At 47.9% G+C, this 16,897-nt stretch carries 17 protein-coding genes and 1 pseudogene; all 18 read right to left on the bottom strand.

Annotated features, from left to right (window positions below; genetic code table 11):
* On the bottom strand, positions 1–284 hold a 284-nt coding region (locus Q0X35_RS02925; protein WP_297565192.1), incomplete at its 3' end, for an aminotransferase class V-fold PLP-dependent enzyme.
* Complete coding sequence (gene sufC, locus Q0X35_RS02930) at positions 265–1,014, bottom strand: Fe-S cluster assembly ATPase SufC (protein WP_073996322.1); 750 nt, start codon at positions 1,012–1,014, stop codon at positions 265–267. The genes Q0X35_RS02925 and sufC, both read right to left, overlap by 20 nt.
* Before the next feature lie 17 nt (positions 1,015–1,031).
* On the bottom strand, positions 1,032–1,358 hold the full coding sequence (locus Q0X35_RS02935; RefSeq protein WP_297565197.1) for a non-heme iron oxygenase ferredoxin subunit: 327 nt from the start codon (positions 1,356–1,358) through the stop codon (positions 1,032–1,034).
* Complete coding sequence (gene sufD / locus Q0X35_RS02940) at positions 1,351–2,514, bottom strand: Fe-S cluster assembly protein SufD (protein WP_297565228.1); 1,164 nt, start codon at positions 2,512–2,514, stop codon at positions 1,351–1,353. The genes Q0X35_RS02935 and sufD overlap by 8 nt, the downstream gene beginning before the upstream one ends.
* A 1-nt stretch (position 2,515) precedes the next feature.
* Positions 2,516–3,958, bottom strand: a complete 1,443-nt coding sequence (sufB, locus tag Q0X35_RS02945; RefSeq protein WP_297565199.1) for a Fe-S cluster assembly protein SufB — start codon at positions 3,956–3,958, stop codon at positions 2,516–2,518.
* 149 nt (positions 3,959–4,107) lie between these two features.
* Positions 4,108–4,800 (bottom strand): metalloregulator ArsR/SmtB family transcription factor, encoded by a 693-nt coding sequence (locus Q0X35_RS02950; protein WP_297565202.1) that lies wholly within the window; start codon positions 4,798–4,800, stop codon positions 4,108–4,110.
* Between the two features lie 104 nt (positions 4,801–4,904).
* Positions 4,905–5,609 carry an NUDIX domain-containing protein gene (locus Q0X35_RS02955; RefSeq protein ID WP_297565205.1) on the bottom strand — a complete coding sequence of 235 codons (705 nt, stop codon included), beginning with the start codon at positions 5,607–5,609 and terminating at the stop codon, positions 4,905–4,907.
* Between the two features lie 18 nt (positions 5,610–5,627).
* The gene (locus Q0X35_RS02960) at positions 5,628–7,217 is read right to left on the bottom strand and encodes a murein biosynthesis integral membrane protein MurJ (protein ID WP_297565231.1); all 1,590 of its coding nucleotides are present in this window, start codon (positions 7,215–7,217) and stop codon (positions 5,628–5,630) included.
* Between the two features lie 4 nt (positions 7,218–7,221).
* On the bottom strand, positions 7,222–8,061 hold the full coding sequence (locus tag Q0X35_RS02965; protein ID WP_297565208.1) for a hypothetical protein: 840 nt from the start codon (positions 8,059–8,061) through the stop codon (positions 7,222–7,224).
* Positions 8,058–9,044 (bottom strand): copper transporter, encoded by a 987-nt coding sequence (locus Q0X35_RS02970; RefSeq protein ID WP_297565212.1) that lies wholly within the window; start codon positions 9,042–9,044, stop codon positions 8,058–8,060. The genes Q0X35_RS02965 and Q0X35_RS02970 overlap by 4 nt, the downstream gene beginning before the upstream one ends.
* Positions 9,045–9,053: 9 nt before the next feature.
* Positions 9,054–10,229: a putative cytokinetic ring protein SteA gene (gene steA / locus Q0X35_RS02975; protein ID WP_297565233.1), complete on the bottom strand. Its 1,176-nt coding sequence runs from the start codon at positions 10,227–10,229 to the stop codon at positions 9,054–9,056.
* 22 nt (positions 10,230–10,251) lie between these two features.
* Complete coding sequence (gene recN / locus Q0X35_RS02980; RefSeq protein WP_297565215.1) at positions 10,252–11,943, bottom strand: DNA repair protein RecN; 1,692 nt, start codon at positions 11,941–11,943, stop codon at positions 10,252–10,254.
* A complete protein-coding gene (locus Q0X35_RS02985) occupies positions 11,936–12,904 on the bottom strand; it encodes an NAD kinase (RefSeq protein WP_297565217.1) in 969 nt (322 codons plus the stop codon). Before Q0X35_RS02985 ends, recN begins: the two co-directional genes overlap by 8 nt.
* Entirely contained in the window at positions 12,901–13,755 is an 855-nt protein-coding gene (locus Q0X35_RS02990; protein WP_297565220.1) for a TlyA family RNA methyltransferase, read from the bottom strand. The genes Q0X35_RS02985 and Q0X35_RS02990 overlap by 4 nt, the downstream gene beginning before the upstream one ends.
* A gap of 1 nt (position 13,756) precedes the next feature.
* The gene (locus Q0X35_RS02995; RefSeq protein WP_297565223.1) at positions 13,757–13,912 is read right to left on the bottom strand and encodes a hypothetical protein; all 156 of its coding nucleotides are present in this window, start codon (positions 13,910–13,912) and stop codon (positions 13,757–13,759) included.
* Between the two features lie 143 nt (positions 13,913–14,055).
* A complete protein-coding gene (locus Q0X35_RS03000) occupies positions 14,056–15,096 on the bottom strand; it encodes an HAD-IIA family hydrolase (protein ID WP_297565225.1) in 1,041 nt (346 codons plus the stop codon).
* Entirely contained in the window at positions 15,096–16,520 is a 1,425-nt protein-coding gene (locus Q0X35_RS03005) for a hypothetical protein (RefSeq protein WP_297565227.1), read from the bottom strand. The genes Q0X35_RS03000 and Q0X35_RS03005 overlap by 1 nt, the downstream gene beginning before the upstream one ends.
* 177 nt (positions 16,521–16,697) lie before the next feature.
* Positions 16,698–16,897: pseudogene (locus Q0X35_RS03010) on the bottom strand (branched-chain amino acid transport system II carrier protein); the annotation flags it as partial.

A 16,897-nucleotide genomic window follows, 5' to 3' on the forward strand; every position in this document is an offset into this window, starting at 1 on the left:
GCTCCCACAAAATCCGCTACTTTTTGCCGCGCATCTTCATAGGCAGTAGTAGATTCTTCCGCCAGCTCATGCGCTCCTCTTTTCACTGCTCCATTGTGCAGAGTTTCTTGCGCATTTACCGCATCCAATACCAGCTGCGGCTTTTGCGCCGTGGCAGCAGAATCTAAATAAATAAGCGGTTTTCCTCCCCGCATTTGCCGCTGTAAAATCGGAAAATCTGCCCGCGCTACCGGCATCTGCGGAAAATTCTCCGCCAGCATCTTCTCAGTTTTCATACTCCGCATACCCGTGTTCTTCTAACTGGTCAGCTAGTTCTGGCCCTCCAGATTTCGCCACTTGCCCATCTACGAATACGTGCACAAAATCTGGTTTAATATAGCGCAGTATTCGCGTATAGTGCGTCACCAAAAGCACGCCGTTACCATTTTGGGCATGTACGCGATTCACTCCTTCTGCCACTAGACGCAGCGCATCTACGTCGAGGCCCGAATCAGTCTCATCTAATACCGCAAACTTGGGCTGCAATAGCTCGAGCTGAAGCACTTCTAAACGCTTCTTTTCCCCGCCGGAAAATCCGTAGTTTACGTCGCGCTCTGCGAAATCGGCATCAATTTTTAATCTCTGCATCGCTTGGCGCATTTCTTTTACCCAGGCGCGCAGATTAGGAGCTTTCCCGTCAATCGCCGTGCGGGCTGTGCGTAGAAAATTCGCCACCGATACTCCCGGCACTTCTACCGGATACTGCATAGCTAAAAAGAGACCTTTGCGCGCCCGCTCATCCGCACTCAGAGGCACGATGTCTTCTCCGTCGAGCAATACCTGCCCGGAAGTAATTTGATATTTAGGATGCCCAGCAATCGAATAAGCCAGAGTAGATTTTCCCGACCCGTTCGGCCCCATAATGGCATGAATCTCTCCATCATTGATCTTTAGATTCACCCCTTTGAGGATGGGTTTATCCCCTTCCGAGGTAGTGACGGATACATGCAAGTTTTTAATTTCTAAATTAGCCACTGTAGTTTCTTTTCTCTTTAATTATCTAAATTGACGTAGACTGTTTGATCAATAATTTCTAAGGAATAAGTAGCCACCGGGCGAGAAGCCGGCGGGTTCAAAGGTTGGCCGCTCTCTAAAGAAAAACGCGATCCATGCCATTCACATTCTAAACATTCTCCTTCTACGAAGCCGGTAGATAGTTTTATCCGGCCGTGCGAACATTTATCGGCCAAGGCATACCACTTGCCGCTCTCACTGTGCACTAGCGCAATATCCACCAATTTTCCGCTTGACTCTGCTACTTGGAATCCTTTCACTTCTCCAGGCGCCAAATCGGCTACGCTACAAAGTTTTTCAGCCATTACTCACTCCCATAGTTAGCGCCAATTCCTCTTCAATAGCTGCTAAGAGTTTCGCTTCTACTGAAGGCACCCCAATTTTATTAATCAACTCCGCAAAAAAGCCACGCACCACAAGTCGGCGAGCTTCTGCCTCCGGAATACCGCGTGATTTGAGGTAGAAAAGCTGCTCATCATCAAAACGACCCGTCGCGGAGGCGTGCCCCGCTCCAACAATTTCGCCAGTTTCTATTTCCAAATTCGGCACCGAATCGGCCGCCGCGCCTTGCGTCAAAATTAAATTACGATTTAATTCATAGGTGTCAGTACCGGTAGCTTCTGGGCGAATCAGCACGTCACCTATCCAAACTGAATGTGCCGACTCCCCTTGCAGCGCTCCTTTATAAGTGGCATGCGAACGGCAATCTGGCTGGTTGTGATCAATAAATAGATGATGCTCAAAATGCTGGTGTGCATCTACGAAATAAGCACCGAGCAAATCCACATCTCCGCCCGTATCTGCATACTCCACGGAAGTAGTAATGCGCACGATATCTCCACCTAGCGTAACTACTATGTGCCGGAAAGTAGCATTTCTTCCCACGCGCACTCGATAAGAAAGTGCCTGCTTTGCATCACTATCCCAATCTTGGATAGAAACTAAAACTAGCTGTGCTCCTTCTTCCACCATCACTTCCACTCCGGAAGTGAGCTTAGCGCTCCCGCTGTGGTTAAGCACGATGGTACTTTGGGAAAATTTTTCGGCTGTAATCAGCAACTGCAAGGCGGCCGGCAGAGCAGAATTCTCCCCGTTCGCTTGTCCTTTTATATCGACTACTACTTCACTATCGAGCACGGCATTTTCTTTTACCGTAATCGCCCGCGCGGTAGAAAAAGCTTCCCAAGCTAAGGCCCCTAATTTATCTTCCGGAGGCATTAACTTCCCCAAACGAGCATCACTGCGAGGAAGATCTTCTTCTACAATTTGCTCTGCTTGCTGCGCATGTAGTGTTATCTGCGGAGGCACACCGGCAATATCGGAATCAAAGAACTCGGAAATTCGCTCTAAAGGAGTGAAACGCCATTCTTCTTCATTTCCTTGTGGAAGCGGAAAATCGGCAGATTTGAATGAGAGCGGCCGGTCCGCACGCGAAGAAGAAAACTTATTTTTTTGCGTCATTTCAGCCAACCGATCCTTCCATTTGCAGCTCTACCAAGCGGTTTAACTCTAAGGCATACTCCATAGGCAATTCGCGAGCAATTGGTTCAATAAAGCCACGCACAATCATCGCCATAGCTTCTGTCTCCGTCATACCTCGGCTCATCAAGTAGAAAAGTTGATCTTCAGAAACTTTCGATACGGTGGCCTCGTGCCCCATTTCTACATCATCTACCCGCACATCCACATACGGGTAGGTATCGGAACGCGAAATGGAATCTACGAGCAAAGCATCGCAAAGTACATTCGATTTTGCGTGATGTGCGTCTTCATTTACCTGCACCAAGCCGCGGTAGGAAGAACGGCCTCCCCCGCGTGATACCGATTTAGAGACGATAGAGGAGGAAGTATGCGGAGCCATATGCACCATTTTTGCTCCGGTGTCTTGGTGCTGCCCAGCTCCGGCGAAAGCCATAGAAAGCGCTTCCCCTTTTGCATGTGGCCCGACCAAATAACAAGCCGGATATTTCATATTGAGTTTCGAACCAATATTTCCATCTACCCATTCCATAGTGGCACCTTCCTCCACTATGGCGCGCTGTGTAACTAAATTAAGCACGTTACTCGACCAATTTTGAATGGTTGTATAACGTACGCGCGCATCTTTCTTCACAAAAATTTCCACTATTGCTGCGTGCAAAGAATCTGATTTATAGATAGGAGCTGTACAACCTTCTACGTAATGCACATAGGAGCCTTCATCAGCAATTATCAGAGTGCGTTCAAACTGCCCAAGATTTTCGGTATTCATTCGGAAATACGCTTGAAGTGGTATCTCTACGTGCACTCCTTTCGGCACATAGATAAACGAGCCGCCCGACCAAACAGCAGAATTTAAGGAGGCAAATTTATTATCCCCGAGCGGCACCGCTTTCCCGAAATATTCTGCAAAAATTTCCGGATATTCACGTAAGCCGGAATCTGTATCGAGGAATACTACGCCTTGCCGAGCTAAATCTTCTTGAATCTGGTGATATACCACCTCTGATTCGTACTGCGCAGCCACTCCAGCCACGAGCCGTTCTTTTTCTGCTTCCGGAATCCCGAGCCGATCATAGGTTTTCTTGATATCTACCGGTAAATCTTCCCAGCTATTTGCGATATTTTCGGTAGATTTCACATAGTACTTAATGGAATCAAAATCTATGCCGGAAAGATCTGCGCCCCAAGTAGGAAGTGGCCGGCGCATAAACAGCTGCAAAGCCCGCAGCCGCTTTTTCAGCATCCACTCCGGCTCTTGCTTTTGCCGAGATATATCGCGCACCACTGCTTCACTCAAACCACGCTGCGCGCTAGCTCCCGCAATATCACTATCGTGCCACCCGAATTCATACTTTTTATCAAAAGCAGCAATCGTTTCTTCCTGGGTAAGAGTTTCTCTCTTCCCCGGTGTCGTTTGCGCCATTTACTGATTACCTCAGCTCTCTCATCATTATTTTCCCGCAGAATATCCGCATTACTATTCCTAGCTTTACCGCTATCTACTACCGTTTATTTGTTATCACTTACTGCTGCTATCTATTCATCGCCTATCTAATACCCAGCGATTCTCTCTCATATTTTCTTCGCCCCTAGCCGCGCGCGGAGCATCTGTGGATCACCGATTGGAATGCTGGTGGTACATACGTGCTCACCGCCCGCTAAAGTAGCTAAACGTTGAATTGGCACTCCCAATAAACGGGAAAATACCTGTGTTTCTGCTTCACAAAGTGCCGGAAATTCTTCTGCCACATCTTGCACCGGGCAATGTCCTTGGCAGAGCTGAAGAGCCATCCCAAAAGGTCCACCCCGACGCAGAGTGGTCATGAATCCGTCTTTATCTAAGGCGCGGGCGAGCACTTTAGCCCGCTCTACCGGGTTACTTCCCGCCGCTGCCAACACCTCGCCGTAGCGTTCTTCTATACTCGCCACCTGTTGCTCAATAAATTCATTTACCCCTTTTTCACCGAGGCGTTTATTAATAAATCGTAAAGCTTCCGTGGCCATATCGGCATAGCCTTCTTCTAACTGCGCCTGCCCCCGCGTAGTAGCTACATAACGGCGGGAAGGTCGACCCCGATTTTTGCGACGCTGATTATGCCCTTCATATACTTCGATATGCCCATCGCGCACTAAGACCGAAATATGCCGCCGCACCGCTGCCGGCGTCAATACCAATAATTTTGCTAATTCTCCCGGAGTAATAGGACCGCGTTCAATAATTAAATGCAGGATTTGCTCGCACGTGCTTGGGATTTCTTTTTTCACTTCTCCCCCTTTGCCAGGTGCTAGATTTCCTCTTTACTCTTTAAGCAATATTTTCCTTTCTTTATTGCAATTACGCAAGTCGGAAGTATTGAAAATATACATACTCACAGTTGGGGAGATTTTCCCGTAGCTAAGAAATCTCCCAAAGCTAAAATTCCGGTCACCAAGGTCGGACTAGTTAAAGCGCCGCGGCGAATTTGCTCTTGCACGTGCGTAAGCGGAAACCACCTGCAATAAATTTCTCGTTCCTCTGCTTCGCGCACAAAAGTGTTTTCAGCTGCTGCTTCCACTATGCCACTCGCCAAATAGATATCTAAGCGTTCAGTGGAGCAGCCTGGAGAGGCATAAAAAGAAACCAGTTTTTCCCAATAGGTAGCTTTTACGTCTGCTTCTTCCAGTAATTCCCGTTGGGCACTTTGCTCAGGATGCTCACCAGCTACATCACATACACCCGCCGGAATTTCCCAAAAAAGACGCCGGGGAGCGTGACGATATTGGCGAATAAGCAGTACTTCCCAATTCTTTTCACCCGCATATTCCAATTTTGTTGTGCCTTCGCGAACGCCTTCTGGTTCTTCTGTGACCTTCTCCTGCACGTCTTTGGCTCGGAGAGCCACTACTGCTACTGCATTCGCATGTTGCATATATTGCCGCTTTACTTTATCGCCGGAAGCAAATTCAATTTCGTCATCATAAATAGTGAAAATAGGACTTTGAAAACACTCTTTACTAGCCGCTATTTGCACATGCGCTGGAACATCTATATCACATAAATCCACAGCCAGTGCCGATTCATTTTCTTTCCACATTATTTATCTCCCGATTTATTATTTATCTCCCGATTTTTGATATTTATTTTTCCGGGTGCAGCGCTCAAGAAAAAAGTACGGAGCGCCGCCGGCTGCTAACACTAGGATCCCTACTATTCCCGCCGCAAGAAAAGCGGAAATCTCCGAATTATTCCCCATTTCCAATAGGTAGTGCGTGAATTGCCGCCCCAAAATCGTAGCAGGTACCAGAAGCAGTAATTCACTAACAAAAATTCTCCGCAGGCCCGCTACTGCTTTTTCTCCCAACAGCCGGCGCAGCGTAAAAATAACTAAAAAAGCTCCCCCGCTTAATCCCACACTCATAGCTACCCCGATAGCTTGGAGAGTAGGAATCCGCCCCGCTATGCCGAAAATTTTTCCTAAGACTACTAGTAAACACACCCCACCCCAGGCTAAAGAGTTAATAAGAATTACCTTTTTCCCCGCCTCCAGCGCATAAAGTATGCGGGCTCCGTGATAGAGCAAAGAAAATCCAATCACTCCGATAGCTAGAGCTACCAAAGCTTGCTCTAATCCCGAAATATCTCTCCCCACTTCCAGCACAATTTTCGCCGGCCGCGCTAAAGCAATAATTAAGGCCGCCGATACCATTCCCATCGCGAGTACTAGGCGAGTAGAGCGCGCTACTAAATCCAGCAATTCTACCTGAGAATTTTTCTGTACCGCTAATGAAATACGCGGAAAAGCTACCGTGGCTACTGGCACTGCCAATACCGCATAAGGCACCATGAAGATCACATACGCATAACTAAAGGCACTGTATGCCCCCACACCTCCAGCCGTATTAGCGGTGTACATAATAGTTAAAATCGCTAATTGCTGGGCAAGTAGCGCCCCTAAGCCAGCTAATCCCAGGCGGAAAGCCATTCGCGCGGCACCGGGAGGAAAGTGCAAGGTGAAACGCAATTTCACTATTTTCTGCACCGGAATTAGCTGTGGAAGTGAAAAAGCAGCAACCCCCGCGGTAGTACCCCAGCCGAGTAATAAGAGCGCATTGTGCGGTACTTGCTCCGGGGGCACCTCTGGACCAATTCGATAGGCATAAAAGCTGAATACCGCTATTACTACCAGCGAGGAAAGTAGTGGAGCTAGAGCTGGAAGAGTGAATTTTTTGTGCGCGTGCAGCACTCCAGTGCATACCACCGATAATCCATAGAGTGGAATCTGCAAAGCAAACATTCGTAAGAGAGCCGCCGCCATAGCTAAAATATGCGGGCTCGTATTAGCCCCAAAAAGAAGCTGCGCCAACTGTGGAGCTGCGATAATTACCGCCAGTGCCACCGTAGTCCCGGCCAATAATATCCAGGTAAAGAGGGCCGAAGCACTCTGGCGTAGGGAATTATAATCTCTTTGCGCTATATACCGAGAAATCAACGGTATAACCGCTCCTGCCAGCATTCCACCAGCCGCTACTTCGAAAAGTATATTTGGCAGCGTATTAGCAGTATCGTAAGCCGCAGCTACCGCACTATCGGAAACAGCCCACGATTGCGCTAATTTTCTTATCAATCCCGCGAGCCGGGAGAGCAAAGTAAGTAACGCAATTATTCCGGCTGCCCCCGCTGCTTTACCAAGAAATCGCTGCATCACTTTATTTATTCTTTCGCTCGGGGCGCCCCCAATTATCAAGGGCAGAAAGCAGAGCATTCTTCTCTATACAGCGCGAAAAAGAAATTTTTTCCGAAAGCATAATTAGAGAAGTGACGCATCCAGCTCGAAATATTTTTTGCGGAAAAGATGCCGGCAGTGCCAACAGCACCCCCAGAGCTCCCCCTAGCGCATTCGCTCCTAAATCACCCAACATAGTTTCTCCCCGCAAATCAGCCGGCAAACTTAAAACAGAAGCGGTGAGCAATGCTCCGGCGATCCCGGACGCACTTCCGGATAGACGCAATCCCGGCAAAGCCAGCAAAGTGACCACTTTTAGAGCACGCCCGGGGCGTAAATCAAATAAATTTATCAAATTTGCACTGCCCGCTAGCAGCAGCGCATTAGCCAGAAATTCTCCTAGATATTTTTTCCCTATTTTCTGCATCGAAAGCAGCTGCATACTTCCTACTGTGGCTCCCGCCCCGATAAGGGCTATTTTTACCACGCCTGAAGTTATTTTCCCGTCCCGAAGTGCACGCAAATGCCCAGCAAGACCTTTCTCTTGCGTGGAAAATTTATCTTCATATTGATCGTCCAACCAGCCAGCAAAACTTCCCGCCGCCGTCATCACCAATGCTGCCCGCACAGGTGGGGCTGGAAGTATAGCCACTAAACCACTGCCGAGCGCACTCGCCGCCGCAAAACCGGCACGCAAAGATACCGGAGTACCCTGAAAAGAAGTTTTTTCCCAAGTAGAGCTGCTTAATAACGGATAAATACTGCGCGCACCTCTATAGCCAAGTAAGGCACCAGCAGCAGCTTTTAAGGCATTTTTATTCACTGACTAGCTCCTGCACTCGGCAGTATCCCCGCTGGCACTACTATGCGCGGACCGATTACATACGAAGCGGTATCCCCTAGACCATAGCGCACCGTTTTATCAGTAAATGCAGCCGCTAATGCAAGAGGGATATTGGCTTTTCCAATTGCTCGATGTAAAGAATCTACGGTAGAAACTTTATTATTATTCGTGCGTACTACGATTACTAAATCATGCTGTGAATTAGCATTACCGCCCAGCACAGTTGGCCCTTTTTCTCCTATTGCCGCTACCAACGCTGCATAAGTTTTTGCATCATAATCAAGTTGCGCTACCTTATCCGGATTTGTCGGCTCACTATTAGGTGCAGGAGCATCCGGCACATCTGGAGAGAGGAAAATAATACTTTCAGCTGGCTTATCGCAGCCAGTCGAAATTTTCAGAAGCGGATCTTTACTATCGGCGAGAATTTTTCCGATTTCCGCATTATTGCCGGCTGCTTTGCCTCCACGCGCTAATTGATTCAAAGCTGCTGCGAGTAGTGAATTTACTTCAGATGATTTCATATCCTCCGCTATTAAAGGTGTTAGCGAAGCAGCTAGCTGAGTGCGCATTGTCTCTTTACTTTTATCCGTCCAAGCTGGATAGATTTCAATAATGCCATTTATAGTCGCTCCCGCTCCCTCTAAAGATTCTTTAGTGTCTTCTAAATATTCTTTTGGAGTATCCGGAAATACGATTACGGTAGTGCTACGGCCAATAAGTGTGCCTTTGCTTAACTCGGGAGCCATATCGGCAATGGCGGATTCCTCTTGCGTATTTATTTTTTTCAATTCGCCTATTTCTGCCTTCAAAGCAGTGTTATCTTTTCGTAAACTACTGACTTCTCCGGAGAGAGCGTTGCCTATTGATCCTTGCAGTGGACCAGCCCCGAGAATTATGCCCGTGGCGAGAGCAAGAAATACGGCAACCAGAGAGACGATATGGTAGCGAAAATCAATCATCTTTACCGCCTAAAATATTCCTCGTAAGCAATGGAAAATATCTGATATCCATACACGCATTAAGTCTAAGAGAATCTGCCCCATTGGAGTAACAATTATGGCTGCCCCAATTGCGAGAAAACCTGCCAGCACTAAAATAAATATCTGCAGATTCGATATGCGATAGTGATAGAGCTGGGATACGCCTTTTGCATCTATTAATTTCGCCCCCACCTGAAGCCGAGTCAAAAAAGTAGAGGCCATCCCGGCGCGGCCTTTATCCAGATATTCAATCAAAGTGGAATGAGTGCCTACGGCTACGATTAACTCTGCTCCTTTTGCATCAGCGAGCAGCATCGCAATATCTTCGGAAGTACCGGCGGCCGGAAATACTACATAATCCAACCCTAATTCTTGCACACGCTGCTGACCGGGAGCTTTCCCATTTCGGTACGCATGTACAATAATTTCCGCCCCGCAGCGCAGCGCCGAATCAGACACCGAATCCATATCCCCAATAATAATATCGGGAGTATAACCAGCTTCAAGTACCGCATCTGCACCGCCGTCTACCCCCATAATTACCGGCCGATATTCGCGGATATAGTGGGCGAGCGCTATTAAATCTTCCTTGTAGCGATACCCGCGCACTACTATAAGCACATGCTTATCTACCAGCGAAGTGGCAATTTTTGGTACACCCACGCCACCTAAAATAAGATCCTGCTCTTTTTCCATATATTCCATAGTGTTAGCAGCGAAAGCTTTAAACTGATCTTTCATTCCAGCCCGCGCCCGCACTAAATCAGCAGAATTCAATTCTTCATTCTGTTCGACGCCAGTGGCTATTAATTCCCCATCTCTATAAACTTTTCCGCCCGACGCAAAAGAAATTATTGCCCCTTCCGGGATATCCATAATTTCCGCGCCCAGATTGTCAATTAAAGGAATACCCGCTGCCAGCAAAATACTGGGGCCGAGATTCGGATAACGCCCGGAAGTGGAGGGAGCAGCATTTAAGACTGCAGCTGGTTGGCATTCCACTAGTGCTTCCGCCGATACTCGGTCTATATCGGTGTGGTCAATTATGGCGATTTCCCCTGCTTTTAAGCGCTTTGTAAGATTTTTGGTGCGCTTATCTACCCGGGCTATCCCTTCCGCATCTTGCAACACAATTGCGGAATCTTTTTTCCGCAATTTTGCCAGTAATTTCTCGACTATCACAGTTCTACACCTCTGTACCTGCGTCTTTTAATAATTCTGCGGCGTGAATACGCGCCGCTACCGAATCACTATGCCCAGAAAGCATCCGCGCCAGTTCTTTTTCACGAGCTTCTCCCTTTACTTCCTGTACCTCAGTGATACCGGCGCGCGGATTTATTTTTTCTACTACGATCTGGCATCCCGCCCACGACGCTACCTGCGGAAGATGTGTAACCACCAATACCTGTGATTTTTCTGCTAACTGCGCTAAACGTTTCCCTACGGCGAGGGCGGCTTTGCCTCCTATACCGGCATCTATCTCATCAAAAATAAAAGTATGATCTATTATTTCTTGCGCACCCGCTAGTACTACTTCTAATGCCAGCATTATGCGGGATAATTCTCCTCCAGAAGCTATCTGATTAAGTGGCCCGGGGGCAGCTCCCTGATGTGGCACCAATAAAAATTCCACGCTATCGCAGCCTACACTATTAAGACGCACCGGCTGCACGGCAATTTCCAATCGCGCATCTTTCATAGCCAACGCCTGTAACTCCGCAGTGACCGCCTTGCTCAATAGTTGCGCCTGGCGCTGGCGAATTTCAGAAATTTCCTGCCCATATTTTTCTACCAGTTCATACTGTGAATTAGTGTGGGTGGTGAGTTCATCTAGGTAGGCTTGCGGATCTGCTAGGCTGGCTAATCTTTGCTCCGCTTTGCTTTTTTTCGCTAGGATTTCCGGAATACTCATGCTCAATTCCTGCTGCAGATCCCGTAATTCAGCTCGGCGTGCATAAATTTCATCTAGATGCTGCGGATCGGCTTGTAAGGATTCTAAAATTTCGCCAGTTTGATTCAGAATTTCGGCAGCTAATTCTGAAGTACTACGTAGCGCGGCAGCCATTTTCCCGATCTCAATATCGCCAGTATACTCGAGTTCGCTAGCGGCCTTATCCAATAATTCTAATGCCCCCAATTCTCCGTTATTTCCATCTAAAAATAGGCGCGCATTATTTAACGAAGAGCGCAGCACTTCGGTATTTTGCAGACGCATTGCTTCTTGTTTGAGTGTTTCATCTTCACCAGCTTGGGGTGCGACTTTCTCTATTCTTTCTAATAGAGCAGTCAAAGCTATTTTTTCGCTCCCGATATCTTGACTAGCCGTTTGCGCCGTTTTTAATTCTTGCTGCAGCCGCAGATATTCCTCCCACGCCTGCGTATATTGCTGCCACAGCAGCGTACTTTTTAATCCAGCATAAGTATCAAGGGCGGATAAATGCGCACTCGATTTCATTAAACGCATCTGGTCAGCTTGCCCATGCACGGTAAATAATTCTGCCGCTAATTCAGCAAGTAAAGAGGCAGGTACGGAGACTCCTCCTGCATAGGCTCGCGAACGCCCGGTACGTAGTAATTTCCGGGCCGTAATTATCACAGCTTGCCCCGCAGTTTTTTCTACTTCCCCGCCTGCTTTTTCCACTATTTCGATAGCCGGAGAATCTGGAGCTACGCTAAATATTCCTTCTACGAAAGCTTCTTCAGCTCCCGTGCGAATTTTGGAAATATCCGCTTTCCCACCTAATAAAAGATGTAAAGAAGTTAAAGCCATGGTCTTTCCGGCTCCCGTTTCTCCGGTAATAGCCGTCATCCCCGCCCGCAAATCTAAATGTGCTTGCGCAATAACTCCTAAATTACGGATAGTAATTTCTTCAATCACGATTTTCTTTTCCTATCTCAGAAATCGCAGCTGCAGCAGTTTCCGGAGAGCTAGGTATTGCTTTAGAAATCTGTTTCGCAGTTTGGGAAGAAATTTTGGAAGAAGTTTGGGCCGGAGCGGGAATGACCGACGGTTGCCAGCTGCGCCATCCAGCTACTGGCAAATTAAATTTTGCCACTAAGCGCTCCGAAAAAGGAGCATCATTTACTCTCGCTAGTAGCACCGGCTCTTTTCCGTATCGGGCAGTTACTATCGAATCCGCTGGCACTGGAATCAAACGCCGTCCGTCGCACCAGACGTCTGCTAATTCCGAACGAATATGCATTTTCAATTCGGAATTTATTCCTACCACCATCGGACGCGTAAAAAGAGCGTGCGCCGCAATCGGCACCATAAGAATTGCTTCTACATCTGGCCAAACAATGGGGCCGCCAGCCGAAAAATTATAAGCAGTGGAACCAGTCGGGGTAGAAAAAAGTACTCCGTCGGCTTTAAAAGAAGAAAGGCCTCGCCCATCTACCGCTAAATCAGTCTCAATCATTCGGCAAGAAGCTTCTTTTTCTACCGATACTTCATTTAATGCCCAGCCTGATATCAACGAGCCATCTGGAAACGCAACCGTAATATCTATGGTCATGCGCTTTTCAACGCTCCAATTTCGCTCTTTTAAGGCAGCGGCTACTTCCCGAATGGAGCTGGGGTCGGCTTCCGCTAAAAATCCTACATGCCCGTAATTTATCCCTAAAATAGGTAGCTCGCGCCCCCGCGCTATTTCTGCAGCTCGCAGTATCGTACCATCGCCTCCGAATACCACCAGCAGTTCTGCTTCGCTTATATCATCGCCGTCATCCACCATTTTCACATCGAAACCAATATCCTGCATCCCTTTTCGGAATGCAGCCACTGATTCTTTTATATCCAAGCGATATGCGTGCGTAAGCAGAGCGATAGAGCGAGTCACTTCGGTTCTCCTTCCCCCGCTTTCACCCCAACTGAGTTAGCCGGGCCAGCCAGAATTGCTTCTTCAATCATGCCATGAATTGCTTGCTTACTCGCAGTTTTCCCAGTTTTTTTCATATACAAGAAATACTCCACATTACCTTTAGGGCCCGGAAGTGGAGAAGGCACTGCTGCCAGCACTTCCAGACCCTGGGCAGTGGCATGTTCTGCTACTTTTTCCACAGCTTGATAATGTAAGTTAGTATCTCGAACCACGCCACCGGCGCCGATATTTTCTCTCCCTACTTCAAACTGTGGTTTTACCATAAGTAAAAAATCGGCAGTATCGCTCGCAGCAGCTATTAAAGGTGGAATCACTAAAGTGAGAGATATAAAAGACAAATCTCCTACTACTAACTGGGGAGCTGGAGCTACGAGCTGCGGATCGAGATTACGTATATTCATACGTTCAATCACTTCTACCCGAGTATCTTCCCGCAAGCGCCAAGCTATTTGCCCGTAGCCTACATCTACGGCTACTACTGAAGCAGCGCCCCGGCGTAAAAGCACATCGGTAAAACCTCCGGTAGAAGCGCCGGCATCTAAAGCACGAATTCCGGAAATCTGCGGACCCGCTGCTCCTAAGGCATCTAAAGCACCAATAAGCTTATAAGCACCGCGGGAAGCATAGGGGGTTGCATCGGCATTTTTCACGACTAAGGGTTGCGCAGGATCCATTTGCCGAGAAGGTTTAGTGACGGGGAGCCCCGCTAAAAACACTTTTTGCTCTTGAATGAGCTCGGCAGCAGCGGCGCGCGAGCGAGCTAAACCGCGACGCACTAATTCTGCATCAACTCGTATCAATCGCCCCATACTAAATGCGCGCCCGATTCAAGCGTTTTGTAAGTTCCAGATGCACCGCTTCCAGTATCTCTACCTGTTCATCGGCGTTTACCTCAGAAATTTTTTCTAAAGCCTCTGCCACATCCAGAGGTGGAGCAGGCTTAGCTGCTTCTTTTTCCGGTACCAATTTCTTTTCCTACCTTTACTTCCCTACTCCAGCTTTTATCTATACGTATTTTCTCTATATAGTTACTTTAGTTTCTATCACACATAGATTTCAGGTGTAGCCAAATTTTTCTCCCGGCCTTTCATCGACGATTATGCCGATGATTATGCAGAACGCTGTACTTGGAAATCTGGCAAAGCAATTTGCCCATCTGTACTCGCGTTATCCGTATAATCCCAAACTGCGCAAGTAGCGGCACGATACTGCGGCAAACTTATTACTGGCGAATTTTCAGCATGGTAGATTACTCCATCTATTTCTAAAATCCCCGCTTTTACTTCTGCGCTATGACCAGCACACTCCCAGGTTGCCGCTTTCTTCTCCACTTTTGGCATCGGCATATGTAAATCTTGCAAATCGATACCGAGGAAACTGGGGCGTTCCAGCGGAGTAGCCTGCATAATATCCCGGGCGCTCGACACTCCCGTCAATACATGTAAGGAAGCATAGCCTGCTCTATTCGCCCCAATAATATCGGTATCTAACCTATCTCCCACGGCAAGTGGGCGCCGCGCAGATATTTTTCTAACTGCATATTCATACATAAACGAATTTGGTTTTCCAGAGACTATCGGCTCACTACCAGTAGCATTGGTGACTGCTGCCACGAGCGATCCATTGCCAATCATCTCTCCCCGCTCACGCGGTAAAGTAGCATCTAAATTAGTAGCAAAATGCTTTGCACCAGCTTTAATAGCTAATACGGCTTCCGAAAGCTCTACCCATGAAGCAGTTTCACTCAGACCTTGCACTACCGCTACCGGATTATCAGCAGCCGAATCCACCAGTTCATATCCGGCATCTTGCAAAGCTTCCCAGACGCCCTGCCCTCCGATTACATATAATTTGCTACCGGGAGCACAGTGAGCACGTATCTGCTCAGCGGTGGTCAGAGCAGAATTTATTACTTCTTCTTCTTTAGCAGCAATACCTATCGCATTCAAATGTGCGGCTACCACCGCAGGTGGGCGAGCCGAGTTATTAGTAATAAATCTAAGTTCTGCCCCACTTGCTACCGCCTTTTCCAAAGACGCTGGCGCATGGGCAATAGCTGATTTTCCTCTATAGCAAACTCCATCTAAATCAAGGAGTAAGGCGTCATAATAAACCGCTAATGGCTGCGGGCAATCGAGTAGATAAGCCACTACGCCTCTAACTCCTTATCTGTACCGGCAGAATCGGCAGTTTCAATAGCCGCTTCGGCATCTATTTCCGCAACTACTTCGGGTTCAGCTTCCACATCAACTTCGACGTCCGTATCTACTTCTGCTTCCGTATTAGTTTCCGCTTCTGCAGTCAAATCCGCCTGCAACTCCGGCGGCACTAATTCTTCATCCGCTAACTCTGCATCTATAAATGCTTCGTCATCCAAAATTTCATCTAAATCGAACAAATAATCGGTATCAGTATTTTCCCCTTGTAGTATCGGCAAATACTCCTTACGCAGCTCTTGCGCTTCTTCTAAGCGATCCAACTCTTCTAAGCGATCCGCTTTTACACTCTGCACTCGAGCAGCTAACTCAGCAGGCAAATTCTCTACAATAATTTTTTCCAATACAGATAATCCACCCGCAGCATCACCCAAATCACCGCGTGCTCCGGAGGTTACAATAGCCAGCTCAATTTTTGCTACCATATCGAGTTTTTGCAAAGGGATATTACTAATAAAACGCAGCGCTTTTTCGGCTCTTCCTAAACCGCGCTCCGCATCCGCTTCCATCGCCACGTGTTCATAGTCATCACTCATTCTGCGATAAGTGCGCAATTCTTTTAGCGCTTCCCCGTACCTCCCAGTAGCATACGCCGCCAGCCCCAGCGCTTCTCGTACTACATCAATGCGAGCTGCCCGCTGAAAAGCAATCTTGGCGTGCTGATAGGCCACTTCCGGATCTAAATCTAGCATCTCTCCCGCATACGCCAAGTGCCGAGCAACTATATCAGCGTTATCTGGTGTAAGGCTGCGCAAATGTTTACGGGTTCTTTTATCGAGAGTTTCCGGAGTAATAGATTCAGGGATTTCAGCTAAAAGACGCCGCCGCGGATTATCTCTTTCATTACGCCGCTCTGCCCGATAGCTATCCTCCGTATTCGCGAAACGACTATTCTGATAGCCGCTATCGCGCCGCGAAAAACTTCCCTCTTTTTGGTATTTATTTCTATAACCACGCGCGTCTCTACTATCACGCCAACCCCCGCGCGAGTCTCTGCTATCGCGCCAATTTCTGCGGGAATCTTTACTATCTCTCCAACCCCCGCGCGAATCATCATTGTCACGCCAATTCCCACGGCGTTTATTCGTAAATTTCCCGGCGCCGTTACTATCTCGGTTACTATCGTGCGAATCTCGCTCAAAACGCCGATTATCTTTATTTCCGTACCGATTACCGCGTTTTTGCTCGCTGCGCCTGTCTTCGTCGCTACTCCAGAAATGCCCACGGCCATTTTGGGTAGGCCGCCGCGGGCCACCTTTTCGAGAATTGCCGGCTGCAGAGCGCCAAGCTGATTTCTTATTATATTGGCCAGCTGACTTTTTTCCAGCATGATCAGAATGACGATGATTATCAGACATTATTCCTCGCGATTAAATTTTCAAAAACTGAGGCGTTGCTGCCTCTCTACTCTGCTCAGCCTACCCGCAATACTGCTCATATCTCCACATAATGCACTGTGAAATCAAGCGGGGGGCAGCTTTCCGAAGAAAGCTGCCCCCGCTTATCTAAGCTATGCAGTAATTAAACTGCGTAAATTATGCAGTCACTTCCGCTTTTGCCTGCGGAGCTTTCGCAGAGCGCCGTGCATAGTCAACTGCCATGCCGATTAGCAAAGCCACCACGCTTGGCACTAACCATCCCATCTGAATCTGCCCAGCGGGTAAATGATCCAAGAAAAGGCGCAGTGATGTAAATGCATCTGGCCAAGCCAAGTAGAGTGCCTCCAGAAGAGCAA

It is taken from the genome of uncultured Arcanobacterium sp., assembly GCF_947253055.1.
In the GTDB taxonomy this organism is placed as follows: Bacteria; Actinomycetota; Actinomycetes; order Actinomycetales; family Actinomycetaceae; genus Arcanobacterium_A.